Source organism: Micromonospora sonchi (assembly GCF_014646235.1).
Classification (GTDB): domain Bacteria; phylum Actinomycetota; class Actinomycetes; order Mycobacteriales; family Micromonosporaceae; genus Micromonospora; species Micromonospora sonchi.
The window spans coordinates 164,339-190,459 of the sequence record NZ_BMNB01000010.1 but is presented as its reverse complement, the minus strand read 5'-3'; the positions used below and the strand labels follow the sequence as shown (position 1 = coordinate 190,459).

25 protein-coding genes and 1 pseudogene are annotated in these 26,121 nt (G+C 72.6%); 7 read left to right on the top strand and 19 right to left on the bottom strand.

The features are described from left to right. Positions 1 to 31: 31 nt before the first annotated feature. Both IEY61_RS13370 and IEY61_RS13365 read right to left on the bottom strand, forming a co-directional pair. Complete coding sequence (locus IEY61_RS13370) at positions 32 to 1,396, bottom strand: cupin domain-containing protein (RefSeq protein ID WP_189044035.1); 1,365 nt, start codon at positions 1,394 to 1,396, stop codon at positions 32 to 34. A gap of 13 nt (positions 1,397 to 1,409) precedes the next feature. Next, positions 1,410 to 1,646, bottom strand: a pseudogene (locus IEY61_RS13365) (hypothetical protein); the annotation flags it as partial. Between the two features lie 158 nt (positions 1,647 to 1,804). Between IEY61_RS13365 and IEY61_RS13360 the strand changes: the two are divergent. Next, positions 1,805 to 2,572, top strand: a complete 768-nt coding sequence (locus IEY61_RS13360) for a PIG-L deacetylase family protein (protein WP_229705873.1) — start codon at positions 1,805 to 1,807, stop codon at positions 2,570 to 2,572. 51 nt (positions 2,573 to 2,623) lie between these two features. Here the strand turns inward: IEY61_RS13360 and IEY61_RS13355 are convergent, their stop codons facing one another. The 7 genes from IEY61_RS13355 to IEY61_RS13325 all read right to left on the bottom strand — a co-directional run bounded on the left by IEY61_RS13355 (position 2,624) and on the right by IEY61_RS13325 (position 7,092). After that, on the bottom strand, positions 2,624 to 3,052 hold the full coding sequence (locus tag IEY61_RS13355; RefSeq protein WP_189044033.1) for a DUF2267 domain-containing protein: 429 nt from the start codon (positions 3,050 to 3,052) through the stop codon (positions 2,624 to 2,626). A gap of 354 nt (positions 3,053 to 3,406) precedes the next feature. Next, on the bottom strand, positions 3,407 to 3,805 hold the full coding sequence (locus IEY61_RS13350; RefSeq protein WP_189044032.1) for a TraR/DksA family transcriptional regulator: 399 nt from the start codon (positions 3,803 to 3,805) through the stop codon (positions 3,407 to 3,409). Positions 3,806 to 3,929: 124 nt separating this feature from the next. After that, entirely contained in the window at positions 3,930 to 4,571 is a 642-nt protein-coding gene (locus IEY61_RS13345) for a nucleoside/nucleotide kinase family protein (protein WP_189044031.1), read from the bottom strand. Positions 4,572 to 4,618: 47 nt separating this feature from the next. Further along, the gene (locus IEY61_RS13340) at positions 4,619 to 5,227 is read right to left on the bottom strand and encodes a winged helix-turn-helix domain-containing protein (protein ID WP_189044030.1); all 609 of its coding nucleotides are present in this window, start codon (positions 5,225 to 5,227) and stop codon (positions 4,619 to 4,621) included. Positions 5,228 to 5,482: 255 nt separating this feature from the next. After that, a complete protein-coding gene (locus IEY61_RS31980; protein ID WP_189044029.1) occupies positions 5,483 to 6,013 on the bottom strand; it encodes a winged helix-turn-helix domain-containing protein in 531 nt (176 codons plus the stop codon). A 47-nt stretch (positions 6,014 to 6,060) separates the two neighbouring features. Then, positions 6,061 to 6,555: a rhodanese-like domain-containing protein gene (locus IEY61_RS13330; RefSeq protein ID WP_189044028.1), complete on the bottom strand. Its 495-nt coding sequence runs from the start codon at positions 6,553 to 6,555 to the stop codon at positions 6,061 to 6,063. A 75-nt stretch (positions 6,556 to 6,630) separates the two neighbouring features. Then, on the bottom strand, positions 6,631 to 7,092 hold the full coding sequence (locus IEY61_RS13325) for a cysteine dioxygenase (RefSeq protein WP_189044026.1): 462 nt from the start codon (positions 7,090 to 7,092) through the stop codon (positions 6,631 to 6,633). Between the two features lie 221 nt (positions 7,093 to 7,313). Between IEY61_RS13325 and IEY61_RS13320 the strand changes: the two genes are divergently transcribed. Beyond that, positions 7,314 to 7,709: an ankyrin repeat domain-containing protein gene (locus IEY61_RS13320; protein WP_189044024.1), complete on the top strand. Its 396-nt coding sequence runs from the start codon at positions 7,314 to 7,316 to the stop codon at positions 7,707 to 7,709. Positions 7,710 to 7,779: 70 nt separating this feature from the next. On the opposite strand, the gene IEY61_RS13315 is transcribed toward IEY61_RS13320, so the two are convergent. The 6 genes from IEY61_RS13315 to IEY61_RS13290 all read right to left on the bottom strand — a co-directional run bounded on the left by IEY61_RS13315 (position 7,780) and on the right by IEY61_RS13290 (position 14,856). Then, on the bottom strand, positions 7,780 to 8,553 hold the full coding sequence (locus IEY61_RS13315) for a class I SAM-dependent methyltransferase (RefSeq protein WP_189044022.1): 774 nt from the start codon (positions 8,551 to 8,553) through the stop codon (positions 7,780 to 7,782). Positions 8,554 to 8,726: 173 nt separating this feature from the next. After that, the gene (locus IEY61_RS13310) at positions 8,727 to 9,257 is read right to left on the bottom strand and encodes a DUF2231 domain-containing protein (protein ID WP_189044020.1); all 531 of its coding nucleotides are present in this window, start codon (positions 9,255 to 9,257) and stop codon (positions 8,727 to 8,729) included. Between the two features lie 77 nt (positions 9,258 to 9,334). Then, the gene (locus IEY61_RS13305; RefSeq protein WP_189044018.1) at positions 9,335 to 10,075 is read right to left on the bottom strand and encodes a GAF and ANTAR domain-containing protein; all 741 of its coding nucleotides are present in this window, start codon (positions 10,073 to 10,075) and stop codon (positions 9,335 to 9,337) included. Positions 10,076 to 10,337: 262 nt separating this feature from the next. Continuing rightward, positions 10,338 to 12,632, bottom strand: coding sequence for an accessory Sec system translocase SecA2 (gene secA2, locus IEY61_RS13300; RefSeq protein WP_189044016.1), 2,295 nt, complete (start codon positions 12,630 to 12,632; stop codon positions 10,338 to 10,340). Positions 12,633 to 12,773: 141 nt separating this feature from the next. Beyond that, positions 12,774 to 13,862 carry a zinc-binding dehydrogenase gene (locus IEY61_RS13295; protein ID WP_189044014.1) on the bottom strand — a complete coding sequence of 363 codons (1,089 nt, stop codon included), beginning with the start codon at positions 13,860 to 13,862 and terminating at the stop codon, positions 12,774 to 12,776. Then, positions 13,855 to 14,856: a Gfo/Idh/MocA family protein gene (locus IEY61_RS13290; RefSeq protein WP_189044012.1), complete on the bottom strand. Its 1,002-nt coding sequence runs from the start codon at positions 14,854 to 14,856 to the stop codon at positions 13,855 to 13,857. The genes IEY61_RS13295 and IEY61_RS13290 overlap by 8 nt, the downstream gene beginning before the upstream one ends. A 279-nt stretch (positions 14,857 to 15,135) precedes the next feature. Here IEY61_RS13290 and IEY61_RS13285 point away from each other — a divergent pair, with 279 nt between their 5' ends. The 3 genes from IEY61_RS13285 to ctaD all read left to right on the top strand — a co-directional run bounded on the left by IEY61_RS13285 (position 15,136) and on the right by ctaD (position 19,428). Further along, on the top strand, positions 15,136 to 16,062 hold the full coding sequence (locus IEY61_RS13285; protein WP_373293150.1) for a glucosyl-3-phosphoglycerate synthase: 927 nt from the start codon (positions 15,136 to 15,138) through the stop codon (positions 16,060 to 16,062). A 67-nt stretch (positions 16,063 to 16,129) separates the two neighbouring features. After that, positions 16,130 to 17,281, top strand: coding sequence for a glycosyltransferase (locus IEY61_RS13280; RefSeq protein ID WP_189044008.1), 1,152 nt, complete (start codon positions 16,130 to 16,132; stop codon positions 17,279 to 17,281). Between the two features lie 143 nt (positions 17,282 to 17,424). After that, positions 17,425 to 19,428, top strand: a complete 2,004-nt coding sequence (gene ctaD, locus IEY61_RS13275) for an aa3-type cytochrome oxidase subunit I (RefSeq protein WP_189044006.1) — start codon at positions 17,425 to 17,427, stop codon at positions 19,426 to 19,428. A gap of 45 nt (positions 19,429 to 19,473) precedes the next feature. Here ctaD and IEY61_RS13270 read toward each other — a convergent pair whose 3' ends face one another. The 3 genes from IEY61_RS13270 to IEY61_RS13260 form a co-directional block, all read right to left on the bottom strand. Then, positions 19,474 to 20,379, bottom strand: coding sequence for a SigB/SigF/SigG family RNA polymerase sigma factor (locus tag IEY61_RS13270; RefSeq protein ID WP_229705872.1), 906 nt, complete (start codon positions 20,377 to 20,379; stop codon positions 19,474 to 19,476). A gap of 250 nt (positions 20,380 to 20,629) precedes the next feature. Then, positions 20,630 to 22,051, bottom strand: coding sequence for a hypothetical protein (locus IEY61_RS13265; RefSeq protein WP_189044004.1), 1,422 nt, complete (start codon positions 22,049 to 22,051; stop codon positions 20,630 to 20,632). A gap of 143 nt (positions 22,052 to 22,194) precedes the next feature. Then, positions 22,195 to 23,313, bottom strand: coding sequence for a baeRF2 domain-containing protein (locus tag IEY61_RS13260; protein WP_189044002.1), 1,119 nt, complete (start codon positions 23,311 to 23,313; stop codon positions 22,195 to 22,197). 148 nt (positions 23,314 to 23,461) lie between these two features. Between IEY61_RS13260 and IEY61_RS13255 the strand changes: the two genes are divergently transcribed. Continuing rightward, on the top strand, positions 23,462 to 24,001 hold the full coding sequence (locus IEY61_RS13255) for a hypothetical protein (protein WP_373293146.1): 540 nt from the start codon (positions 23,462 to 23,464) through the stop codon (positions 23,999 to 24,001). A gap of 124 nt (positions 24,002 to 24,125) precedes the next feature. Here the strand turns inward: IEY61_RS13255 and IEY61_RS13250 are convergent, their stop codons facing one another. Beyond that, entirely contained in the window at positions 24,126 to 24,470 is a 345-nt protein-coding gene (locus tag IEY61_RS13250) for a DUF3817 domain-containing protein (protein WP_189043998.1), read from the bottom strand. A gap of 133 nt (positions 24,471 to 24,603) precedes the next feature. On the opposite strand from IEY61_RS13250, the gene IEY61_RS13245 reads away from it, so the two are divergent. Beyond that, a complete protein-coding gene (locus tag IEY61_RS13245) occupies positions 24,604 to 26,082 on the top strand; it encodes a glutamate-cysteine ligase family protein (protein ID WP_189043996.1) in 1,479 nt (492 codons plus the stop codon). The last annotated feature ends 39 nt before the right edge of the window (positions 26,083 to 26,121 follow it).

Sequence of the window (26,121 nt, the reverse complement as noted above, 5' to 3'; positions counted from 1 at the left end):
CCACCCCCACCCGATTGCGTTGATCATGAGGTTAGCGGCGAAGTTGATCTCCTTTACTGCCGCTAACCTCATGATCAACCGGGCAGGGGGCGGGGTGAGTGGGGGTGAGGACGGCTTCGCGGAGGAGACGGCGGGTGAGGGTGAGACGGTCGGCGTCGGTGTCCAGACCGGGCAGGTCGCCGACTCGGGCGACCTCGCCGGTGAGCAGGGCGCGCAGCGCGGGCTCGCAGTACGCGGGAAGGGTCAACGCGCGGTCGAACAGGCGCAGGGTGATCCGGTCGCCGTCGCCGGTGAGCTGCCAGCGTAGGCCGGGGCGGAGGATGACGTGGCTGTCCACGTTCAGCGCGGCGAGCGCGGCGGCCTGGGCCAGGGGGCGGATCGGCGCCGGACGCGACGCCGACCAGGCCCGCTGTCGCAGCCGGGCCGCCACCTCCGCCGGATCGACCCGCAGCAGCCAGTCCCGCAGCGCCTCGACGGTCTCGGTCAGTTCCGGCTCGATGGCGTCCGGGTCGGCCAGGTCGGTGCCGAACGGCAGGGTGGCGCGCAGCCGCCGGTCCCGCGCGGCCAGCGCGAGCAGCTCCTCCACCAGCGCGTACCGGGTGAGGGCGCGGATGCCGACGGTCAGGTGCAGGGAGCTGTCCTGCTGTGCCTGGGCGCTGTGCAGCCAGCCGCGCGGCAGGTAGAGCGCGTCGCCCGGTTCGAGCACCACGTCCAGGGCGGGCGAGCCCTGCGCGCTGGCCGTGACCTCGTCGGCCCGGCCGCCCCACGGCTGGCGCTCCAGCGGGTCGGGCAGCACCGGCGGGTGGATCCGCCAGTGCTTGCGCCCGTCCACCTGCAGCACGAAGACGTCGTGGGTGTCGTAGTGGGTGGCGAAGCCCTGGCTGTCGGGCGGCGTCAGGTATGCGTTGACCTGCATCGGCTGGCCGACGGCCAGGCTCAGCTCACGGGTGAACTCGATCAGCGCCGGCCAGGTGCGGTGCAGGCCCTGCAGGACGAGGGTGGCGCCGCCGGCGTACAACTCCAGGATCCTCTCGTCGAGGACCTGGTCGCCGATCTCGGCGCCGGCACCGCCGCCGCCGGTGAAGCGCGCCGCCGGCACCAGCTGGCCGTCCCGGGCCACCCGCAGGAAGGGGGTACGCAGACCGCGCCGGCTCAGCAGCTCGTCGGCGTCGGCAGGGCTGAGCAGGTCCGTGAAACCGGCCGGATTGGGCAGCTCCGCGGCGCGCGACAGCAGCGGGGTCTGTCCCCAGTGGGCGGCGGCGAACTTGGCCGGCTCGATGCTGACGCAGCGCGCCAGCGCCGCCAGGGCGGATGGTGGCGGTTCGGGGCCGACCGAAACGTGCCGAGCGGAGACCGCCGGGTGGCCGTCGCCGCCCGGCGGGTCGAGCTGGGTCATTGATCCGCTATCGGGCCGCGCCGTCAGCGCCGCCGTCGCGCTGGCCGGGGTTCGCGCCCCCGTCGGCCGGACCCTCGGCACCACCGTCCGCGCCACCGTCGCGCTGACCCGGGTTCGCGCCCCCGTCGGCCGGACCCTCGGCACCACCGTCCGCGCCACCGTCGCGCTGACCCGGGTTCGCGCCCCCGTCGGCCGGACCCTCCAGCCCTCCGCCGTTGCTGCTCTGAATGTCGTCGTCGTTGAGTGGCATCGTGCTCCCTCGGACCTCGGTGGGGTGCGTCGTGCCGCGGGTGGTACCCGCGCCCGAACTTCTCTAACCACGCTGCACCTCACCGTAGACGCCGGAACTGGACAGGATGCCCGGTTCGGCCAGGCAGTGCACGGTGGATCTGGGCGAAAGGTGCGAGGATGGGCGGACGTGAATCGACGGAGGTGCCGATGACCTCACCACTGGAGCCGGTGACCGAGGAGTGGCAGCGCGCCCTGGCGATCGTGGCGCACCCGGACGACCTGGAGTTCGGCGCGGCCGCCGCGATCGCCCGCTGGACGGGGCAGGGCAAACAGGTAACGTACTGCCTGGTCACCAGCGGCGAGGCGGGCATCGACGGGATGGTGCCGGAGCAGGCTCGGCAGGTACGCGAGCAGGAACAGCTTGCCTCCGCCGCCCTGGTCGGGGTGGACACCGTGGAGTTCCTCGGCCTGCCCGACGGGATCCTGGAGTACGGGGTGGCGCTGCGCCGGGAACTGGCCGCGACGGTCCGCCGACACCGGCCCGAGATCGTGATCACCAACAACTTCCGGCCCACCTGGGACGGGGCGGCCGTGCTGAACCAGGCCGACCACATCGCGGTGGGCCGGGCCACCCTGGACGCCGTCCGCGACGCCGGCAACCGTTGGATCTTCCCGGAACAGCTGACCGACGGCGTCGAGCCGTGGAACGGCGTACGACAGGTGTGGGCGGCCTCGTCGCCCCGCTCGGAACACGGCGTGGACACCACCGACACGTTCGCCAAGGGGGTGGCGTCGCTGCTGGCGCACGAGGCGTACCTCACCGGGCTGGGCGACGGCAGCTTCGACGCCGAGGAGTTCCTGGAGAGCGGTGCCCGTCCCGTCGGCACCCGGCTGGGCGTGCGCTACGGCACCTCGTTCGAGGTGTTCCACTTCGACCTCTGGTAGGCCCGTCGGCCGCCGGCCCGCCCCGCCGTGGGACGGGGCGGGCCGGAACGGTCAGGGCATGACCCGGGCCAGGTCAGCAGGCATGTTGTCCTTCACGTCGTCCCACTCGCCCTGGGTGACGTGCCGACGCAGGGTGTCCAGCACCACCTGGACCACCCGCTCCGGGCCGCCGTCGACGTCGTACGGGAAGCCCTGGCGGACCTCGTAGAGAAAGTCGTCCCGGTTGAGCTTGATCGGCACGTTCTGCGGCTGCCAGCCGTCGAAGTAGATGCCCCGCACCAACAGCGGCAACTGGGCCGAGAACTCCACGCTCTCCTGCACCGGCATCCGGTCGCGCAGCAGGTGCAGCACGGTGCGCAGGGCGGCGTACGACTGGTTGCGTTGCGCCTTCGGCCATCCGTACGCCTGCTCGATGTCCTTGAGAATCAGGTTGGTCTTGTCCATCGAGGACTCGACCGCCGACTGGAACTGCTCAGCCATTTGTCCACCCCCGTACGTCGGTCTCCAACCGTCGGTCGTCGTGGCGCCGCCGCGGGCCCGTCGGACCGCGCCGTGGCCTGATCGGGCTGGCCCGCCCGGCACCCGGCGTCCGTATCGACAGGTCGGCCGCCCCGACGACGCGCAGCACCCCGTCCGGTCGCCCGTGCGAAAGCACCCGAACCGTCATCGCCAACCACCTCCGTGCTGTCACCGCCTCGCGTGGTCACCGCCTCGCGTGGTCGTCGCCTCCCGGTCGACGCCGGCACGGTCGGCGAAGCCGACCGCACTGTCACCATCGGCACGACCGGGGTGAGCCGTCCTCACCCGCGCCGGGTGACCGGCAACCGTCGGGGCTCAGGCCGCCCGCCGCTCGCGGGTCTGCTTGCAGGTCACGCAGGTGGTCGCCGACGGAAAAATCTCCAGCCGCTCCACCGGGATCGGCGCGGAGCAACCCTCGCAGTAGCCGTAGGTCCCCTCGTCGAGCCGGGTCAGCGCGTGCTCGTACTGGGCACGCCGGTCGAGAATGGTCCGTAGCAGGGACTGCGCGGTGTCCCGTTCGGCCGTCTTGGTGCCGCTGTCGGCCTGGTCGTCGCCGGCGGTGTCGCCGACCTCGACCAACCGGAGCACCTGGCTCTGCTGCACCGCCTGCTCGTACTCCTCGGACAGTTCGGCGTAGCGGGCCTGCAGGGAGAGCCGGATCCGGTCGATCTCCGCCTGGGATCGGCCCGTGCCGACCGTGTCGTGGACGAGCATCGCTGCCTGCCTTTCCTCGGCCTCTTCGTCAGCCCGGGAAGGGGCGACCCCAACCCGGTGAAACCGCCCAGACGCGACTCGTCCGGGCGCTGTGAGCCCCGCGAATACCCCCGTCGACGGCGGATCAAACCGCGCCGTCGGCGGATTCCACGATCGCCGGGCGACGGGGGTCGTCCACCCGGACCACCAGATCGGCGAAGCTGTCCGGGGCGACCTCGTCGGCGTACCGGGCGAATGCCGGCAACGTCCACGCTTCGTCGGGCGCGGTGCGCCGGCGCAACGCACCGGCCGACATCCGCAGGTGCACGGTGAGGTCGAAGAGCAGGCCGCCGCCGAGCAGGAACGCGCCGCTGACCAGGAGCACACCCCCCAGGGGCAACTCGACGTACGCGGCCCGGGTGGCCCGATCCGCCCGGGCGTCCCACAACGAGGGCAGCAGTTGCCCGTTTCCGCCCGGTCCCGCCGGGTCCAGCACCTCCCGACGCAGGCCGGCCTCGTCGACCCAGCCTTCGTAGTACGCGTCCGGATTCCGCCGCCCCCGTTCCAGGCGGACGGAGGCGGGACGCAGGAAGTCCTCGGCGCGTACGTGCAGGACCGGCCGGCTCAGGGCGCGCAGCGGGTCGACCAGGGCAGCGGCCAGCGCGTCCGGGCGGGCAGCCGGGGGACCGTCCACGGCGACCCGTAACCGCCCCGCCGGCTCGGCGCGAGCGAGACGCTCGGCGAGTTCGGCGACCAGCCGCTGCGGGGAGATGGGGCGCACGCGCATGGCGACCATCGTGCCCGGATGGCCGGTGGCCGCCCACCGGAAACGGGTCAGCCGGTGCGGTCGAGGGTGACCCGGGCGTCGTCGGCCAGGCGGTAACCGACGCCGTAGACGGTGGTGACCAGGGGGACGTCGACACCGACCTTGCCGCGCAGTCGGCGTACGTGCACGTCCACCGTGCGTACGCCCGCGTGCTCGTAGCCCCAGACCGCGTTGAGCAACTGGAGCCGGGTGAACACCCGGCGAGGATGCGCCACCAGGTGCAGCAGCAGGTCGAATTCCAGGCGGGTCAGCGGCAGCGGCTCTTCGTCGCGCAGCACGGACCGGGACGAGGCCAGGATGTGCAGGCTGGGGATGGTCGGGGCGAGATGCCGCGGCGACCGTCCGGCCGGGACGGCCTCGCTGCGACGCTCCGGCACCACCGGGGCCACGGTGTTGACCACGCCCTCACCGTGCTCGATCATCTCCCGGGCCGCCTCCAGCAGCCGGCGCGCGGCCGGAGTCAACGACTCCTCGCTCACCAGCGGGATGGAGAGCGTGACGGTGAGCACTGGGGCTGCGGTGCTGGTGGGACGACGCTGACCGCCCGGAGGCCGACCGGGACCAGCGGGTTGGGACGTATGCCATCCGGCGCGCGACGAAGCGGGGCTGACCGACATGGTCCTCCTTGACTGGTCCGGGTTTTCCCCACACGGCCCCGGGACGCCGTTTTATCGATGCTTCCGGGCGTCCGTGCGATGGTCAAGAGGCGACTGCGTTGCATGAATGTGACAATTGACCGACACATCGCATCCGACCGCTCGCTCTGCGTGCGAGGCACCATGATTACAGCAGAGCCGCCCGCTTGATCTGTTACGGGGGGTGCCCGACCGATTCGTGTCCGGTCGATTCCGCGGCTCAGGTCACGCCCGGATTCACGGCTCGATAATCACCCGGGCCTCGTCGGCGAGGCGGTACCCGACCCCGTGGACGGTGGTCAGCAGCGGCGTGTCCAGTTTGGCGCGCAGCCGGCGGACGTGCACGTCGACGGTGCGCGCCACGGCGTGACTGTAGCCCCAGACCGAGTCGAGCAACTGCATCCGGGTGAATACCCGACGTGGCCGCTCGGCCAGGAACAGCAGCAGGTCGTACTCGATGCGGGTCAGTGGGACCGCACGATCACCCTGGCGCACGACGCGGGGCCCGGTGAGAATGCGTACGACGCTCGGGTCCGCCACGACATCGCGCTCGACGACCTCGTCGTCGGAGAGCCTGCCGTCGTGGGCCAGCCGGCCCTCGCCCGACTCGGCCAGTTCGTTCAGCAACTCCATCAGGCGGGTCAGGCGTGGGCTCATCGCTCCCGGGGCGAGGTCGACCGTGATGGTCAGGGTCGGTCCGGTGCGCGGTCGCGCGACCCGGGCCCGGCCGGGCAGGTTCTGGCGCGAGCCGATGGCGATGACGGACATGGTGGCCTCCTGGGACTACCGGCCACGCCGGGTCGGCGTGGGGTTCTTCAGCGGGACGCCCGACCGGCGATCGCCGGGGGCGCGAGGGTGGACGGACGCAGCAGTGCGGCCGGACCGAGTACGGGCAGGCCGGCGATCCGCCAGGCGGCGAAGCCGCCGATCACGTCGGTGGCCCGGAACAGCCCGAGTTCCTGCAACGAGACGGCAGCCAGCGACGAGGTGTAACCCTCCTGGCAGATGATCACCACGGGCAGGTCGTAGCCGACCGCCTGGGGCAGCCGGGCCGGGCAGCGCGGGTCGAAGCGCCACTCCAGCACGTTGCGCTCGATCGCGAGCGACCCCGGCACGGTGCCGTGCGCGGCCCGCTGGGCGACCGGCCGGATGTCGACCAGCAGGGCACCGCGACGGTACGCCAGGTGCGCCTGCTCCGGATCGAGCCGGTTGATCCGGGCGCGCGCGGCGGCCAGAACCTCGTCGATTCCCCGGGAGCCCGGGGGTGGCACCGGACAGCGGACGGTGGCGGCATCGGCCTGCTGCGACATCGTGGGTCCTTCCAAATCGTCGTTTCCGCCGGCGGCGAAGCGCCCCGCCGGCAGTTGAGGTGGAACGTGCGGCGATCACCATGCCACGTCGGCCTCGGCCACCTCGGCGACCAGCAGCCGGCCCGCAGCGAGGTGGTAGCGGGTCATCCGGCGCAGGGCCGGGCGGTAGACATGGACGCTGACCGTCGGCGCGGTGTGCCGGTTGGCCACCCCGTGCACGTGCCGGGGGCCGAACCGGCGCCCGGTGCCGGCGGCGAGCCGGTGCGGGCGCAGCCGTGCAGCGCTGATCGTCTCCTCGGTGAGGACACCTGCGGTGACCAGGAAGGCGCCGGCGGAGCCGCCGTGGTCGTGCAGGCCGGTGCCCTGGCCGGGCAGCCAGCTCAGCGCCCACACCTCGTGCTCGTCGTCGACGGCGAGCCGGGCGTACCACCGGCTGACGGGATCGAAGCGCAGCCGCACCGGCCAGCTCGCGGGATCGGCGGCCCAGCGTCGGGCGACGGCGAGCAGGTCCGACTCGGTGGTGGGTACGGCAGGCATCAGGTCCTCGCGACGGTCGACCGCGGTTGTCCCAACCAGAATAGGAGGCAAACTCTATAGACTTAGTAGACACTCCTGAATGCTGAGACGCCTCGCCGATCTTGCACTTATGGTCGCCGATACAGCCCTTTTGCGGCATTCGCCCGGACCGAAAGTGCATGATCGACGGGGTGGGGCGGCGGGGTCGCGGGCGGCTCGGCGGCGCCCACTAACCTGGACCGGTGAGCGAGGAACTCGACGCCGAGACCCTGGAATTCGCGCACCGGATGTTCGATCTGGCGCGCGACGGCGTGACTGCGGAACTGGCCGCCTACGTCGACGCGGGGCTGCCGGTCAACCTGACCAACGAAAAGGGTGACAGCCTGCTGATCCTGGCGGCGTACCACGCCCATCCGGAGACGGTGACCGCGCTGCTGGCCCGGGGCGCCGACCACTCGCGCGCCAACGACCGGGGGCAGACCGCGCTGGCCGCGGCGGTGTTCCGCAGCAACACCGAGGCGGTACGCGCACTACTCGACGCCGGTGCCGACCCCGATGGCGGCGATCCGTCCGCGGTGGCGACCGCCGAGTTCTTCGACCTGCCCGAGATGCTCGCGCTCCTCCGCACCACCCCGTAAGGAAGGGCCCCCTATTAACGCCTGGTGTAGAGGAAGGGGCCCCTGTTAACGCCGAGCGGCGTCCGAGCGCTCACCGATCGGGATCGCCGCTGGCTCGTGTGGCCTCAATGAGGAAGCGGCGGGCGTGGGCGACGAAGCAGCCCTCGGCCCGGATCCGTTCGTGCAGGCGCAACAGCGCGGGCCGGTGCGCCGCCACGGTGAAGCCGGGGACGGCCCAGATCACCTTGCGCAGGAACCAGACCACCGCACCGATGTCGTGGAAGACGGTTCGCAGCGTCGCCTCGCGCAGGTCCACCACGGCCAGACCGGCGGACCGGGCGGCGGCGACCGACCGCTCCGGATGACGGTGCGCCGGCGGCGGCAGAGGGCCGAGGATCGCCTCACTGAGCTCGCGCACGGTCCCCGGGCCGATCTGTTGGGAGAGGAACGTACCGCCCGGGCGCAGCACCCGTGCCACTTCCGGCCAGTCGGTGCGCACCGGATGCCGGCTGACCACCAGGTCGAAGGCGGCGTCGCGGAACGGCAGTGGCGCGTCGGGGCTCACCGCCACCACGCTCGCGCCGAGCGGGGCCAGGTTGGCCCGCGCCACCGGCACGTTCGGCGGCCACGCCTCGGTCGCGGTCAGCAGCCGGGGCGGGTGGGGCACCTCGGCCAGGACCTCGCCTCCGCCGGTGTCGATGTCCAACGCCGCCCCGACACTCGCCATCCGCGCCGCCACCAGGCGCGCGTAGCCCCAGGGTGGACGCTCCTCGGTGGCCCGCCCGGCGAGCCAGTCGAACGCCCACCCCTCGACCGGGGCGGTCGCCCCCTCGGCGATCAACTCCGCGAAGCTCTTGTCCCCCATCCGGGCAGCCTCCCCTGCGGACAAACTGCTCGGCAACGGCTTATCCGGCCCTGCCGGGCCGCGCCACGGCCACCTCAGTGGCACACCGCCCCGTGGGCGTCGGTCTCAGGATCGCGCCGCTCGGCCTCAGAACCGCACCGCCGGCGCCGGCCCGGATCGCGCCGGCGTCGGCCTCAGAACCGCGCCGCGCCGCGTCGGACAGAGGGGCGCGGCGTGTCGAGCACGGCGTTAACAGGGGGCCCTTCCTCTACCGTACGCGTTAAGAGGGGGCCCTTCCTTGCCTCAGGGTCGAAGTGGTGGATGAGGCGGGCGCCGAGGCGTACGCCGACCCCGCCGACGGCGAGGGCGAGCAGCTCGAGGAGGAGCAGCGCCGGTGCGGCGCCCCGGTGCGGAGCATCGGCCCGGACCAGGCAGGAGAGCAGGAACAGCCCGGACATCCCGGCGTTGACCAGGTTGAAGGTGATCGCGATGCGGCGGGTGTTGTCCGGCGGCACGTCCCACAGGTCGACCATTCCGGCGATCGCCGTCAACGCCGCCGCCACCAGGGCGGCGACCGCCGTCCAGTAGCCGGCCTCGCCGAAGAAGACCGGCCCGCCGGCCACGTCGGCGAGGTCGAAGATGGCCGCACAGACGAAGAGTCCGTAAGGGAAGGTCACCAGCATCGGTTGGATCGGATGCCCCTGCACCCGCAGCCGGCTCTGCATCGTGTGTCCCCCTGGGGTCGGCTCAGCCCGTCAGCCCAGGGTGCTACCCGGGTGCCACCCGGGTGAAACGAGCGGGGTCAGTTGTCCCGGGGCCGGGAGACGGTGCTGACCAGCCGCTCCGCCACCTCCCGCAACGGGATCGACAGCGACGCGGCGGCGCTGCGCAACACCTCGAGGGCGTCCTCGGCCGGGCAGCCGCGCTGCGTCATGATCACTCCAACGGCCTGGCCGATCACCCCGTCGCCGAGCAGCGCGGCGTCCTGCTCGCCGGCCTGCGCCGCCCGCCGCTGCCGGTCGCGTACGGCGGCCAGCAGCAGGCCGGCGTGCTCGGCGAGCAGCATCGCGGTCAACTGGTGACCGGTGGTCAGCGCGTCGGACTCGCCGGCGTAGAGGTTGACCGCGCCGATGACCTGCTCGTCGACGTCGACCGGAGCCGAGATCACTCCGTGTACGCCCAACTCGCGCGCTCGGGTGGTCCAGTCCGGCCAGCGGCGCTCCGTGTCCAGGTCCTCCGCGCCGACCATCTCCCGTCGCCGGATCGCGTCCATCGCCGGGGTGTCCGGGCCGTACCGGAGGTCGTCCAGTCCACTGAGCCGCGTGTCGGAGGCGGCCACCCCGGCCGGCTCGCCGGCCCGCAGGGCGGTGAACCCGCACCAGCTCACTCCGGCCAGGGCGTCCCGGGTGATCCGCACCAGCGCGGTGAGCGCCTCGTCGAAGTCGTCCAGGACGAGCAGCCCGGCGGTCAACTCCCGCAGCAGCGCGGCCGTCTCCAGTACGCCGAGCGTCTCCGCCAACGGTGGAGTGGTCTCCAGGTTCACCGCCGCACAGCCCCCGTGCGCCCGACCAGCGTCGTCACCCGTCTCCTCCTCGGCTCATCCCGGCACCGCGCGTCGCGGCACACCGGCACACCACGTGATTCTGTGCGCTCGTCCAGCGCCCGTGGCCGCACGGATGCGCCGTACTACCCACGCGAACATGGGTCGAAACGGTGCAAACCGGGGCCCCTCCCAGGGTACGGGTACCACCGGGAGGGGCGGGCGCGGGCCACCGAGACCGCCACCGCGAAACCGGGGTGACGGATCAGCGGGAGCCGGAGCCGGCGAGCCGTCGGCCCACCGAGGCGATCAGCCGGTCCAGCTCGGAGCCGAACGGGTTGTCGTGCACGAGGTACGTCCAGGTCGCGCTCGGGCGCACCAGCTCGGCCTCGTCCGGCTCCCAGTCCTCGTCGAACTCGGTGTCGGTGAACGTGGCGAGGGTCCGGGCCTCGATCTCCGGAACCAGGTTGGTGAAGGCCGGCACCGCGGCCCGGTGGAACTCGTCGAGCGGGTCGAGCCGGCCCAGGGCGCGCAGGTGCACGCCCTCACGGACCTCGGACAGCTCGGCCAGGTGCGCGGCCCAGAGCCGGTCGAGGTGGTAGAGCGCGATGGAGCGGGCCACCCGGGCCAGCAGATCCTCGTCCATCTCGCCGGCCTTCTCGGGCATCTTGTCCAGCAGCATCAGCGCCGCGACGTCGCTGGTCAGCAGCCGCTCGCGGCGCTCGGCCAGGGCCTTGCGCTGCTGCTCGATCACCACGCTGTAGCGCCAGGTGTTGCGGTGGATCTCGTGGTTGACGCCTTCGGCGACCCGCTGGGCGTGCTCCACGGCGTAGTCCACCTGCGCGTCGGTGACCAGGCCGTCGGCGTTCATCCGGGGCGACGGCGGCACGGTGTCACCGGCGTGCCGGACGACCAGGTCGTCCTCCAGGCTGACGAAGAAGACCGACCCACCCGGGTCGCCCTGCCGGCCGGCCCGGCCGCGCAGCTGGTCGTCGACCCGGCGACTGTCGTTGCGGCCGCTGCCGATCACGAACAGGCCGCCGAGCCCGGCCACCCGCTCCCGGTCGGCCTGGTCGCTGCCGCCGAGCCGGATGTCCACGCCCCGGCCGGCCATCTGGGTGGAGACGGTGACCGCGCCGTGGGCGCCGGCCTCGGCGATGATCGCCGCCTCCTCGTCGTCGTTCTTGGCGTTGAGCACCACGCACGGCACACCGACCGCGTTGAGGCCGGCGGCCAGCTGCTCGGACTCCTTGACGTCCAGGGTGCCCACCAGCACCGGGCGTCCGTCGGCGTGGCAGCGCTTGATCTCGTCGATCAGCGCCTCGTCCTTCTCCGCCCGGGTGGCGTAGATGCGGTCCGGCTCGTCCACCCGTACGCACGGGGTGTTCGGCGGGATCACCGCGACCTCCAGGCCGAAGAACTCCCGGAGCTGGTCGCCGACGAGCACCGCGGTCGCGGTCATCCCGCACGCCTTCGGGTAGAGGCCGACGTACGCCTGCACGGCGATGGTGCCGAGCACCTCGCCCTCGGCCGTGGCGTCCAGGCCCTCCTTGGCCTCCACCGCCGCCTGGAGCCCGTCGGGCCAGCGACGCCGCTGGGCGACCCGGCCGCGCATCTCGTCGATCAGCTCGACCGTGCCGTCCCGGACGATGTAGTCCACGTCCCGGTGCAGCAGGGCGTGCGCGTGCAGCGCCACGTTCACCGCCGAGAGCTGCTCGACGTTCTCCTCGTCGTACAGGTCGATGCCGAGCTTGGCCTCGACGGCGGCCAGGCCGGCGGAGGTGAACGCCACGCTGCGGCCGTCCTCGGCGACGGTGTAGTGCCGGCCCTTGCGCAGGCCACGCACCAGCGCGGCGGCGGTGTGTACCGGATCCTGCTCGCCGGGCACCGAGCCGGCCAGCACCATCGGCACCCGGGCCTCGTCGATCAGGATCGAGTCGGCCTCGTCGACGATGGCCGTGCGCAGCGGCTGCTGCACCCGGTCGTCGATGTCGGTGACGAGCTGGTCGCGCAGGAAGTCGAAGCCGGCCTCGCTGACCGACACGTAGGTCACGTCGCAGGCGTACGCGGCCCGCCGCTCGTTCGGCGTGGACGCCTCGTTGACCCAGCCGACGGTGAGCCCGAGCAGGGTGTAGACCGGCTCCATCCAGACCGCGTCGCGGCGGGCCAGGTAGTCGTTGACGGTGAGCACGTGCACCGGGCCGTTGCCGAGCCGCACGTGCCCGTACGCGGCGATCGCGGCGGTCAGCGTCTTGCCCTCACCGGTGGCCATCTCGGCGACCTTGCCCGACAGCAGCGACATCGCGCCGAGCAGCTGGACGTCGTACGGCCGCTGGTCGAGGCCACGGCGGGCGGCCTCGCGGCCGAGCGCGCAGATCTCCTCGTAGCTCGACGCCGCGGTGGCGGCGTCGGTGAGCTCGGCGTCGTCGAAGGCCGAGACCTCCTCCTCACGTGCCTCGATGGCCGGCAGCAGCTTCTCCAGCGGGGCCAGGTCGACCGTGGTCCCCGGGCGCTGGAGGAATCGGCGGAACCTGGTCTTCAACCGTTGCGACACACCCATGAGCCGCAACGGTACGCGACGCAACCGATCTTGAGTGCCCGCCCGCCCTCGTCACCGATTGCCGAATTTCCGCGATCTTGTACTTCCGGACCCGGACAGAACGCGCGATCGGCGCCCAACGGCGACCAGAACTGGCGGGAATCAGCAGCTCAGGACCGTCTGGAGTTCGTGGCGGCGGTTTTCGGCCAGGGCGGTGAGCAGGGCGGGCGCTTCGGAGAACGGGACGACGGCCGAGATCAGGTGGGCGCGGATCGCCGGGCCGTCGGCGCGTAGCAGCTCGACCGTCTCGGCGGAGAGCCGTTCCCGGTCCCAGGCCGGCGCGAGCCCTCGGGGCACCCGGCCGATCTGCGCGCAGCGCACCGACAGACCGTTGTGGTGAAACTCCTCGCCGAGCCGGAGCTCGTCCGCGCCGGCCTGGTAGAAGGCGAGATCGATCACGGTGCCCTGGGGGCGCAGCAGACGTAGCGCCAGGTGCAGGGCCCAGCCCTGCCCCCGGCACTGGAACACCACGTCCGCGCCCCGGTCGCCGGGTCCGTGTGCCCAGCGGGTCTTGAGCAGCACGGCCGGGTCGCCGGCGGCGGGGTCGAGGGCCGCCAGGCCGAGCGCGACGGCGACCTCGCGCCGATTCGGCGTCGGGTCGAGCACCACCACCGAGGCGGCGCCGTGCCGCCGGGCGAACAGGGCGGTGATCAGGCCGACCACACCCGCACCGATCACCGCCACCCGGCGGCCGCGCACCCCGTCGCCGAGGTCGCGGGCGCCGGCGCCGTACAGGTCGGCGGCGGCGTGCAGCAGCCCGTTGGCGCAGATCGGCCCCAGGTGGGCGACGTAGACCCCGAGCATCGGATCGAGGTCGTCGGGCAGCGGCACGAAGCGCGCGGTGACCGGATCGGCCACCGCGGCGCTGCGGTGGCTGTAGGTCATCGCGCCCACCGCGCCGACCGGCACCGCCGGGGTGTCGCTCTCCACCACCCGGGCCACCTGCATGTAGCCCAGGTTCCGCACCGGGTAGGGGGTGCTCGCCGGACCGGGCGCGAACAGGCCCAGGTCGGCGTCCCAGCTGGCGTGCAGGTACGGGTTGGTGCCCTTGACGTAGCTCAGCTCGGTGCCGGCGGAGATCCCGCTGTAGCGCGTCCGGACCCGGAAGCCACCGGCCGGCAGCGGAGCGGGGTCCTGCTCGACCAGTTCCACCCGGCCGGGGCCGGTGACCACCAGCACCCGGTCACGCATCGACCACCGCCGGCACGGCCGCGGTGGCACCGGAGGGCAGGCGGACGGTGCGTCCGGTGGCGGCCGACTCCGCCACCGCCATGGCGAGGCGGTGGGTGGCCAGCGCCTCGGCGTACGGCACCCGCACGTCGTCGCCGACGCCGCGTACCGCGTCGACGAACGCCCGGTCCACCGCCACCCGGGCGCCGTCCGGGTCGGCGTCGAGCTGCCGCTGCCCGTCGGCGTCGCGGATCACCAGGGCGTCCTCGGCCAGGGTGAGGGCCAGCCCGTCGGCCAGGATCTCCACTGCGGCCCGGTGCTTCCAGCCCAGCACGCAGGCGGCGCCGAGGGTGCCCACGGCGCCACCGGCGAAGCGCAGCGCCGCGGCGGTCACCGAGTCGACGTCGGCGCCGTCGACCGGCGGTGGGTTGCCGTCGCCGTACGCGGTCACCTCGGTCACCTCGCCGACCAGCAGCCGGATCAGGTCCAGCACGTGGGCGGCCTGTTCGACCACCGGGCCGCCGGAGCGGTCCCGCCGGACCCACCAGTCCACCGGCGGCACCCGGTCCAGCCAGGCGCCGCTGACCAGGCGTACCGTCCGGCCGGCGAGCAGCTCGCGGGCCCGGGTCACGGCGTGCAGGTAGCGCCAGTGATGGCCGACGGCGGTGAGCAGCCCCCGCCGCGCCACCAGGCTGGCGATCCGCTGGGCGGTGGGCAGGTCCACGGCCACCGGCTTCTCGACGAACATCGGCACCCCGGCGGCGACGACCGCCTCCTCGATCGGTCCGTGGGCGAACGGCGGTACGCAGACGTACACCGCGTCCGGACCGGCCGCGAGCAGCTGCCCGATGTCGCCGTACGCCGGGATCCGGTGGGCGGTGGCCAGGTCGGCCGCGGCCCGCGCGGTCGCGTCGACCACGCCGATCAACTCGACGTCGGGGAAACCGGACAGCACCCGGGCGTGGCGTCGGGCCACTCCGCCGGCGCCCACCAGCCCCACCCGGCACACCCGCATCCAATCGCTCCCTCCCGCACCCCGCCGCTCGGTTCGCCGGCCGCCTCCCCCGGCCCGGCGCAATCAAACGTTCATCCGTCGACAACGTCTCGGGGCGGGGTGCTGATCAAGCTGGGGGGACGGTTCCGGTTAGCGTGCGGGGTGCTGGGAAATCCATCTCTCGGTCTACCCGCCCATCAGGGGGTGCCTGTGCGGAACACTGAAAGTCTGGTCTCGCCGGTGGTCGAGGCCTGGGCCACCTATCGGACCAGTTCGCAGGCGGACTGGTCGACCGCGCGGCTGCTGCGCGCCAAGGGTGGGACGCGGGTCAGCGTGGTGCTGCCGGCGCGCAACGAGGAGGCCACCGTCGGGGCGATCGTGTCGACCATCCGCGAGCACCTGATGGACCGGATCCCGCTGGTCGACGAGCTGATCGTGGTCGATTCGCGCTCCACCGACCGCACCGCCCAGGTGGCCCGGGCGGCCGGCGCCGAGGTGGTCGGTCAGGACGCGATGACCCGCGGGTTGCCCCGGCTGACCGGCAAGGGCGACGCGCTCTGGGCCGGGCTGGCCGCGGCCGAGGGCGACGTGGTGGCCTTCGTCGACGCCGACCTGCGGGAGTTCCGGCCGCACTTCGTCACCGGGCTGCTCGGACCGCTGCTCACCGACGGCTCGGTCGACTTCGTCAAGGGCTTCTACCACCGGCCGCTGATCAGCACCAGCGGCGTGGAGGCCGACGGCGGTGGCCGGGTGACCGAGCTGATGGCCCGGCCCGTGCTGAACCTGTTCTGGCCGGAACTGGCCGGTTTCGTGCAGCCGCTCGGTGGGGAGTACGCGGGCCGCCGTGAGGTGCTGGCGCGGGTGCCCTTCGTCTCCGGGTACGGCGTCGAGACCGCCATGTTGATCGACCTGCTGGAACTCGTCGGGCTGGACGCGCTGGCCCAGGTGGATCTCGGCGAGCGCAAGCACCGGCACCAGGACACCGCGGCGCTGGGCCGGATGTCCGCCCAGATCATGCTGACCGTCTGGTCCCGGTTGCAGCGACGGGGCTGGGCGAGCCCGGAGCTGCTGCCCACCGCGTTGTTGACCCAGTTCCGCCGGGGCGGCTCCGACGCCCTGCCGAACCTGGACCGGGAGATCGTCGTCAGCGACGTCTCCGTGGCGGAGCGGCCACCCCTGGCCGAGCTGCGGCACCTGCTACCGCGTCGGCGGGTCACCGCGGCGTGACCGACGACCGCCGGAGCCGGCCGTCGGCCGGCCCGGTCACCGCTTCGGCGAGGGGAGGCGCGACACGATGGGGCCCACCGTCCTGATGAACGCCGGTCCGTGGCTGCCCGTCCCACCACACGGGTACGGCGGAATCGAGAACGTGGTGGCCACCCTGGTCCCCGAGTTGCGGCGCCTCGGCGTCCGGGTGGTGCTCGCCTCGGTGGGCACCAGCACCCTGCCCTGTGAGGAGCGGGTCTCGGTCTTCGCCGAGGGCCAGTTCTCCGCCCTGCAACGGCCGTACAACCAGGTGTGCGGCATCTCCCAGGCGCACCTGGCGGGGGTGGTCCGCGAGTTGCGCGACCGCGACGACATCGACCTGGTGCACGACCACCTGGAGGCGGTCGGCCTGGCCACTCTCGCCGCCATGGGTCCGGACGGGCCGCCCGTGCTGCACACCCTGCATTGGGACCTGGCCAAGCATCCCGAGCTGTACGGCGGGCTCGACGGCGGCGACCGGATCCGGGTCAACGGGGTCTCGGCCGCGCAGTTGGCCCGGGCGCCGCAGGCGCTGCGGGACCACTCGGTCGGCTACGTGCACCTGGCCACCCCGCTGGCCGTGGAGGCGCACCGACGCCCACGGCCGGCCAAGGGCGACCACGTGCTGGTGCTGGGCCGGATCACCCCGGGCAAGGGGCAGGACGTGGCGGCCCGGCTGGCCCGACGGGTCGGCTTCCGGCTCGTCCTGGCCGGGCCGGTCGGCCCGTACCACCGGCCGGCGGAGCTCGCGGCGGCCGACGCCGAGGCGCGGCAGAATCCGGACGTACGCTTCTTCCACGACGCGGTGGCCCCGCACGTCGACGGCGATCGGGTGCGCTGGGTCGGCACGGTGGCCGGCCGGGACCGCGACGAACTGCTCGCCGGGGCGCGGGCCACGCTGTTTCCGCTGCGCTGGGAGGAGCCGGGCGGCACCGCGGTGGTGGAGTCGCTGGCCCTGGGCACGCCGGTGGTGGCGATCGCCCGGGGCTGCCTGCCCGAGCTGGTGGAGCACGGGCGCACCGGGCTGCTCACCGGCGACGAGGAGGAACTGGGCGAGCTGGTGTTCGCCGCCGGCCGACTGGAGCCCGACGAGTGCCGCCGGGAGGCCGCCGCCCGGTTCACTCCGGCGGTGATGGCCCGCCGTTACGCCGCCCTCTACGACCAGCTGCGCCACCGCGGGGCCGCGCTCCGGGCCGCCTGATCCGGCGTCGTCAAGGAACCGACCGCGCCATTGGGCCACACTACCGGCGAATTGACCGAAATTCCCTCTCTCGCCTGGTTACATGGTCGGCGGGGCGGGTAGCCACGCCCGTCCCTTTCCGTTCCTCAGCGGGGTGAGCACTCATGGCCAAACGGGCAACCTCCGGATCCGGCCAGGACCGGGGGCCGGCGATCCTGGCGCCGGCCCGGTTCGGCGGCTACCCCGGCCCGGTCCGCAGCCCTCTGCGCGGTGGATCGCTGATCAGGTTCCTGGGCACCACCGATCACAAGCAGATCGGGCTGCTCTACCTGACGACCTCGTTCGGTTTCTTCCTGGTGGCCGGGGTCGAGGCGATGCTGATCCGCGCCGAACTGGCCCGGCCGGGCCTGCAGTTGCTCTCCCCCGAGCAGTACAACCAGATGTTCACCTCGCACGGCGTGGTGATGCTGCTGCTGTTCGCCACACCGGCGGCGCTGGGGTTCGCCAACTACATCGTGCCGATCCAGATCGGCGCGGCGGACGTGTCGTTTCCCCGGCTGAACGCCATGGCGTACTGGCTCTACCTGTTCGGCGGCCTGATGGTCATCGGCGGGTTCGTCACCCCGCAAGGGACGGCCGACTTCGGCTGGACCGCGTACACACCGCTGAGCACCGCGGACCACTCCCCCGGGGTCGGAGCGAACATGTGGGTGATCGGTCTGGTCATCTCCGGCCTGGGCACCATCCTCGGCGCGGTCAACCTGATCACCACGATCCTGACCCTGCGCGCGCCGGGCATGACCATGTTCCGGATGCCGATCTTCACCTGGAACATGCTCTTCACCAGCGTCCTGATAATCCTGGTCTTCCCGCTGCTGGCCGCCGCGCTGCTCGCGCTCGCCGCGGACCGGCTGCTCGGCGCGCACGTCTACAGCCCGCAGACCGGCGGGCCGATGCTCTGGCAGCACCTGTTCTGGTTCTTCGGTCACCCCGAGGTGTACATCATCGCGCTGCCGTTCTTCGGCATCATCACCGAGATCATCCCGGTCTTCTCCCGCAAGCCGATCTTCGGCTACACCGGTCTGGTGCTGGCCACCGCCGCGATCACCGTCCTGTCGATGTCGGTGTGGGCGCACCACATGTTCGCCACCGGGCAGGTACTGCTGCCGTTCTTCGCCATCCTCAGCTATCTGATCGCCGTGCCGACCGGCGTGAAGTTCTTCAACTGGATCGGCACCCTGTGGAAGGGACAGCTCACCTTCGAGACGCCGATGCTGTTCGCCGTCGGCTTCCTGGTGACATTCCTGCTCGGTGGCCTGACCGGCGTGCTGCTGGCCGCCCCGCCGGCCGACTTCCACGTCACGGACACCTACTTCGTGGTGGCGCACTTCCACTACGTCGTCTTCGGCACGGTGGTCTTCGCGCTCTTCGGCGGCTTCTACTTCTGGTGGCCGAAGATGACCGGGCGGCTACTCGACGAGCGGCTCGGCAAGCTGCACTTCTGGACCATGTTCCTCGGCTTCCACGGCACCTTCCTGGTGCACCACTGGCTAGGCAACGAGGGCATGCCCCGCCGGTACGCCGACTACCTGCCCACCGACGGGTTCACCGGGCTCAACACGATCTCCAGCATCTCCGCCTTCGTGCTCGGCGCGTCCACCCTCTTCTTCATCTGGAACGCCTGGAAGTCCTGGCGGTTCGGGGCGCTGGTGGCGGTGGACGACCCGTGGGGCTTCGGCAACTCCCTGGAGTGGGCGACCACCTGCCCGCCGCCGCTGCGCAACTTCGACCGGATGCCCCGGATCCGTTCCGAGCGCCCGGCCTTCGACGCCAAGTACGGCGAACTCGTCTCCGACCTGGGCCGCGACCTGCCACAGCGGACCACCAAGCCACCGCAGAAGTTCCGCGAGGAGTTCCACCGGGAGGAACACGTGCCGGAGTCACCCAGCGCCGAGGGAGCACACGGAGCGCGAGAGGCGGTCGACTACCATCCCGCGCCGCGGTCCGGTGCCCGACCGGTCGATGTGCCGTCGCCGGAGGAGGTGCGCCGGCCGAGCTTCGAGGAGACCGACGAACCGGAGGAAGACCCGTTGGGCGGCGGACGCCGCCCGCAGCCAAACGACCGGTGGCGGCATCCGCGCGGGCACGGCGACACTCCGGAGGAATGACCGGGGCGGGGTGGCGTCGTTTCCCCGGCACCGCCCCACGTCACCTCACCGTTCCGGCACCGCCGCCTCCGTCATTTTCCGCGTCCTGGCCGAGGCGGGTCCGGGCTCCTTCGCCTTCGACTCGGACTCGGCGGCGCCGTTCTGCCAGGGCGGCGGAGCGTCGGCGAGCATTGCCTGGCGCAGCCAGGTCAGCGCCCGCGACAGCAGCCGCGACACGTGCATCTGGGAGATCCCGAACCGGGCCGCGATCTCGGCCTGGGTCTGGTTGCCGTAGAACCGCATGGCCAGGATGCGCCGCTCCCGCCAGGGCAGGCGGTGCAGCAGGCCGCTGACGGTCACCCGGTCGTCCACGGACTCCAGCGCGATGTCCGACTCGCCGACCAGGTCGCCGAACTCGGCCGAACTCTCCCCGCCCACCGGGGCGTTGAGCGAGGCCGGGCTGTAGCCGGCCGCCGACTCCAGCGCGGCGAGGATCTCCTCCTCCGGCGTCTCCAGCCGCTTCGACAGCTCGGCGACCGTCGGCGCCCGGGACAGTTCGCTGGTCAGCGCCGCCGTCGCCTGCCCGACCTCCAGGATCAGGTCGCGCAGCCGACGGGGCACGTGCACACCCCAGGTCCGATCCCGGAAATGCCGCTTGATCTCGCCCACGATGGTGATCGCGGCGTACGCGGTGAACGAACCCCGTTCCGGGTCGTACCGGTCGACGGCGTTGACCAGACCCAGCCGGGCCACCTGCTCCAGATCCTCCAGCGGTTCCCCGCGTCCCCGGTAACGGCGGGCCAGCCGGCCCGCGAACGGCAACGCGAAGCGGACCAGGTCGTCGCGCGCCTCCTGGCGCCGCTCCGGTGGCAGTCCTTCGATCCGCGCCGCGTACGCCAGCGCCGCCGCGTCGAGGTCCTCCAGGCCCCGATCGGTGGGTGGTGGTGTGGTCGTGCTGGTCTTTCCGAACATCCGCGCCTCCCTCAGGAAGGACCCCGCCCCGGATTCGCCGATCACCGGGCACGCGCATGGGCACGCACGGGCGGCGTGAGTGGGTTACGTGACTTGGGATGCCAGCGGGCGACGGCGCCGTGCCACGCCGAGGTGATCAGCCTGTCGCAGCCGGCGGTGTTCCCGCTCCGTAGGTACTCAATCACGGGATCGCGGGTTCGCGAGGATGTTTCGCCGGCCCGGGCGCCCCGGTCTGCGGAAAGCCGGCGGCCTAGCCGACGAGGAGGCCGTCGCGGCTGCCGGTTTCGCGCAGCAGGGCCAGCGCGTCCGCCATCTCCAGCGGCGGCGGGGCGGGCAGGTCGCAGGGCTGAGCGCGAAGCACCTCGGTGGCCCGGCGGGTGGGCACCGAGGTGACCGGGTACCCGCGGGCAGAGGTGCGGTCCAGCGCCCGACGGCGCCGACCGAACCCGGCCACCGCCAGCCACTGCGGCAGGCCGGCCAACGCCGGCGAGCGGACCCCCGGTGACTCGGGCAGCACGTCCACCGAGCTGAACGGGTCGCTGCCGGCCAACCACCACTCCGCCTGCTCGACGCTGCGCCGGGTGGCGTTCTCGCACCAGTACGGCACCAGCCCGGCCCGGAGCACCTGCCACGGGTCGAGCAGCCGGCCGCACTCGACCACCAACCGGTCACCGGTCTTGCCGGCGACGCGCAGCCAGTGTCGGTACAGGTCGGCCACGGCAGCGCTGAGCACCTCCGGGGCCGGAAACAGCAGCCGTCGGACCCGATGGGCGTACCGGCAGGCGAAGTCCCGGACGTCGAGTTCGAATCCGGTCTCCACGCCGTGCTCGGCGTAGGCCGGCGGGGCGCTGATCTCCGGCGGCTCCCAGTGCGCGCCGTTGCCGCCGGCGGAGCGCAGCACCTGTCGCAGCGCGTGGCTGTCGGGGTGGAAGTCCACCGGGTTCAGCCCGCTGCCCGGGCAGCCCAACTGGAAGCTGTGCCCGTCGGCGGCGTCAAGCACCGGCCAGGTGCGGCCGTCCCGCAGCACCAGCACCGACGCCCCGGGCGCGAGCCGCTCGGCCAGGAACCTCCGGTACGCCGCCGGAAGCCGGCGCCAGCGGGCGGTCAGCACCACCGTGGCGCCCGCCAACGCGCCCCGGCTGGCCGGGCAGTGCACCTGACGTAGATGCAGGTCGGGGTTGGCGGCGAGCAGCCGCCCGGCGAGCCCGGCGCCGTGGTCCAGGGCCGCACGGGGGCGGTCCACCGCGCCCTGCGGCCAGTGCGCGATCATCTCGAAGCCGGCGGGCAGCCACGGCATCCCGAGAGCCACCGCCAGGTGTGCGGCGGCGCCGTGCGGCGAGCCCACCAGCACCCCCGGGTAGCGGCGGGGCGGGTACTGGTCGGTGAACCAGCGGGCGACCCGGTCGGCGTCCACCGCGGCCGCCTGCCCGGCCGTCAGCGCGACCCGGCCGACGGCGCGGGCGGTCATGGCCCGGCGGACCGGTTCGGGCGTGCCGGCGAAGCGGGACACCGGCCCGGCGTGGCCGAGGTCGGCGCAGTCCGTGCCGCGAAGCGCGCGGGCGGTGGCCCCGACGAGGATCCGGGCGATGCTGCCCGCGGCCACGACCCGGTCGCCGGCCAGGCCGGCACCCTCGGCCGTCAGCCCCGGACGCACCTTGCGCACCGGCCCCATCCTGCCTCGTTCGCTCGCCACGTGGCCCGGCTTCCCGCCACGATGCGGGTTAAACAGGGCATCACCCCACCGAACGGCATCAACCAGCGGATGTTGGCCATCTCGGGAAGTCGCCCGACACGCCCGCCCGCACACCGCCGCGGTCAGGCACCGTCCCGGCCCGGAGTGGCCCGGTCGACGTAGCGCAGCACCGCACCGACCCCGTCCACCAGGTCCGGCACCTCGTCCGGGCCCAGCACGGTCAACTCGGCGTCGGTACCGACCAACGCGCGGACCAGCGCCGCGTCGGCGCGGACCCGGTGCGGGTCGGCGACGGCGGCCAGCTGGTGCGGGTCGGTGGCGATGTCGGTGGGCGTCGGGCCGATCCAGAGTTCACCGTTTGCCGACGGGTCGTCCACGATCAGCATCGTGTCGACCTGGTTGCGCTGCAACGCGGCCACCACGGCGTCCAGACCGGCACCGACGTCCTCCTGCATGCCGAAGCGATCCAACGCGGCGGTGACGCGCTGGTCGGCCACCTCCGCGATGGTCTGCACGGTGACATCGTCCAGCAGCGTCTGGTCGGCGCCGGCGGCCCGCGACCCCGCGTCGGTACGGACCACCAGGTCCTGCCAGCGCTCCGGCATCTGTGCGGCGATCATGCCGGTGGCCCGCACGTCACCGGCCACCACGACCACCTCGGCGCCGACCCGCTCGGCCAACTCAACGGTGGCGGCCGTGACGTCACCCGCGTTGTGGTGCCACGCCTCCATGGCGGCGCGCTGGTAGCGCGACTGCGACCAGCCACCGGGCTTGGCCCGGCGCAGCGGATAGCTCTCCCGGCCGGCAACGTGCGCCCGGCGCGGTACGCCGCCGGCGCTGACCGACATCGCGTCGGCGCCGGTCCGGTCGGCCAGCACCCGCACCCAGGCCACCTGCTCGCCCCGTTGGGCCAGCATCGGCATCACGTGCGGCAGCGAGGCGTACGCGGCCAGATCGCGACGCGGTGGTGCGTGCAGGTACTCGGAGAGCACGACACGTCCCCCGGTCGCGAAGACGGCCAGGCCGTAGTCGCCGGGCATCGGGTCGTGGCCGCGTACCACCCGGTCGATGGCGGCGACGCTCGGCTCGTCGGCGCCCTGTTCGGCCAGTTGGCGTTGCAGGCCACGCCAGCGCAGATCGAGTGCCGGGTGCGCGTCCTGGGTGTCCAGCGAGGCGTCCAGGTAGACCGAGCACCACGGCCCCGGACGCTGGTAGAGCGGGCGCAGGAAGGACAGCTGCATGCTCGACCCCTTTCCAGCTCGGCACACCGCTTACCCGCGCCCTCGGAGTTGTCACCTGCCGGCCACCGCGTGACCGGTTTTCATTCACGTCGTTCAACCCGGAGAATCGATACGATCTGTGCTCGTAAGCGAACTATCGGTGGTGATCATGGACACGACATCGCACTCCCGGCGCAGCCTGCACCCCACCGGCCGCATCCTGACCGCCCAGGTCGTCCGCCTGATGGACGGCTACCCGCGCGAGGTGCGGGTGGGACAGCCGGTGCTGGTGGTGGTGCTCGCCGCCGCCGGGGTGGTCGGGCTGCTCGCCAAGCTGGTCCGTGCCCTGCTCTCCGCCGGCTCCGGCACCGGCCGGCGCAAGTTCAAGGAGCTCAAGAAGGGCCCGGAGTTCCTGGTCACCCCGATCCGGCTGCGTGACGCCGACGGCCGGACGTACGAGGTCGAGCTGCACGGGCACCTGCCGCAGAGCGCGCTGCATCCGGCCGACCACGTCCAGCTGACCCTGCGCGACCAGGGCGACCCCGACCTGGCGCCCAAGATCGAACGGATCGTCAACCTGACCACCGGGCAGCTGCTGCGACCGCGTACCGCCACGATGTGGTCGCACCTCGGCCCGCCGCTGCTGCTCCAGGCCGCGCTCGGCGGGCTGCTGCTCGCCGCGCTGGCCGCCTGCGCCACGCTGACCTGAGGTTTCCGACCCGATCGCGGCGGGTTCGCCGGATCCGGGCTCTCCCCGCGCTGTCGCCGCCGGCACGCGGCCCGGGCGTGGGCGCGGCGAGAGCGCGACGAGCCGCTGGCCGACCTCTTGCGAGTCAGCCGACCGGGACGGGCTCGCGGGTCGGCTCGACGACGTCGAGCATGCCGCGCCGACGGGCCCAGCGCTCGAAGACCAGGGTGGCGAACGGTGGCACCGCGCAGGCCAGCGCCACGACGGTGGCCAGCAGGCTCCACCGGTGCACCCGGGCCACGGCCAGCACCAACACCCCGTAGGCCACGAAGAGCGCGCCGTGGACCGGCCCGAAGACCTGCACGCCCACCTCGTTGCCGGGCGGGCCGTACTTGACCGCCATACCGGCCAGCAGGCCGGCCCAGGAGATCGCCTCCGCGATCGCCGCCACCACGAACAGCCGGGTCACCTTCTCACGCACGCCGGCCATGCTACGCGGCTCACGACATTCCGGCCGGTGACGCGACCGATGTCACCGCAGGCCGAACCGGACCTTCGGGGGCTGTACCGAGTGGGCATGGACATGGGACGTTTGGGGTACCAGCGGTGACAGGGTGGTGACCATGGGCGAGCAAGTCGGCGTGCAGACCTTCAGCCGTCAGGACCGGGCCCGCTACCGGGAGAAAGTACGCCGCTGCCTCGACGTCTTCGCCGAGATGCTGCGCGAGTCCCGGTTCGACGTGGACCGGCCGATGACCGGGCTGGAGATCGAGCTCAACCTGGTCGACGAGGAGTCGATGCCGGCGATGCGCAACAGCGACGTGCTGCGCGCGGTGGCCGACCCGAGCTTCCAGACCGAGCTCGGCCAGTTCAACATCGAGATCAACGTGCCGCCCCGGCGGCTGACCGGCACCGGCACCGCCGAGTTCGAGCGGAGCGTACGGGCCAGCCTGAACGCCGCCGACGAGCGGGCCCGGACGGTCGGCACGCAGCTGGTGATGATCGGCATCCTGCCCACCGTGCGGCCCGAACACCTGACCGCGGCCACCCTGTCGGCCAACCCCCGCTACACGCTGCTCAACGAACAGATCTTCGCCGCCCGGGGTGAGGACCTACGGATCGCCGTCAACGGGGTGGAGCGGCTGTCGGTCACCGTCGACACCATCACCCCGGAGGCGGCCTGCACCAGCACCCAGTTCCACCTCCAGGTCGGCCCGAACCAGTTCGCCGACTACTGGAACGCGGCCCAGGCCATCGCCGGCATCCAGGTCGCGCTGGGCGCGAACTCGCCCTTGTTCTTCGGCCGGGAGCTGTGGCGGGAAACCCGCATCCCGCTGTTCCAGCAGGCCACCGACACCCGGCCGGAGGAGATCAAGACCCAGGGCGTACGACCCCGGGTCTGGTTCGGGGAACGCTGGATCACCACGGTGTTCGACCTGTTCGAGGAGAACGTGCGCTACTTCCCGGCGCTGCTGCCGGTCTGCCAGGCGGAGGACCCGGCCGAGACGCTCGCCGCCGGCGGGGTGCCGGACCTCGGCGAGTTGCGGCTGCACAACGGCACCGTCTACCGGTGGAACCGGCCGGTCTACGACGTGCTCCGGGGCCGCCCGCACCTGCGGGTGGAGAATCGCGTGCTGCCCGCCGGGCCGACCGTGCTGGACACCGTCGCCAACGCGGCGTTCTACTTCGGACTGGTCCGCGCGCTGGCCGAGGCGGACCGGCCGCTGTGGTCGCAGATGTCGTTCAGCGCCGCCGAGGAGAACTTCCACACCTGTGCCCGGCACGGCATCGACGCCCACGTCTTCTGGCCGGGTTTGGGCTACCTGCCGGTCACCGAGCTGGTGCTGCGCCGCCTGCTGCCGCTGGCCCACCACGGTCTGGACCGCTGGGGGCTCGACCCGAGCGAGCGGGACCGGCTGCTCGACATCATCGAGCAGCGCTGCCTGACCGGCCGCAACGGGGCAAGCTGGCAGGTGGCGACCCTGCACCGGCTGGAGTCCGCCGACCATCTCGACCGGCCGGAGGCGCTGCGCGAGGTGGTCCGGCACTACGTGGAGCTGATGAACAGCAACCGCCCCGTGCACGAATGGCCGATCCCCTGACCCACCCACCACTCCGGCCGCGAAGGAAGGGCCCCTTCT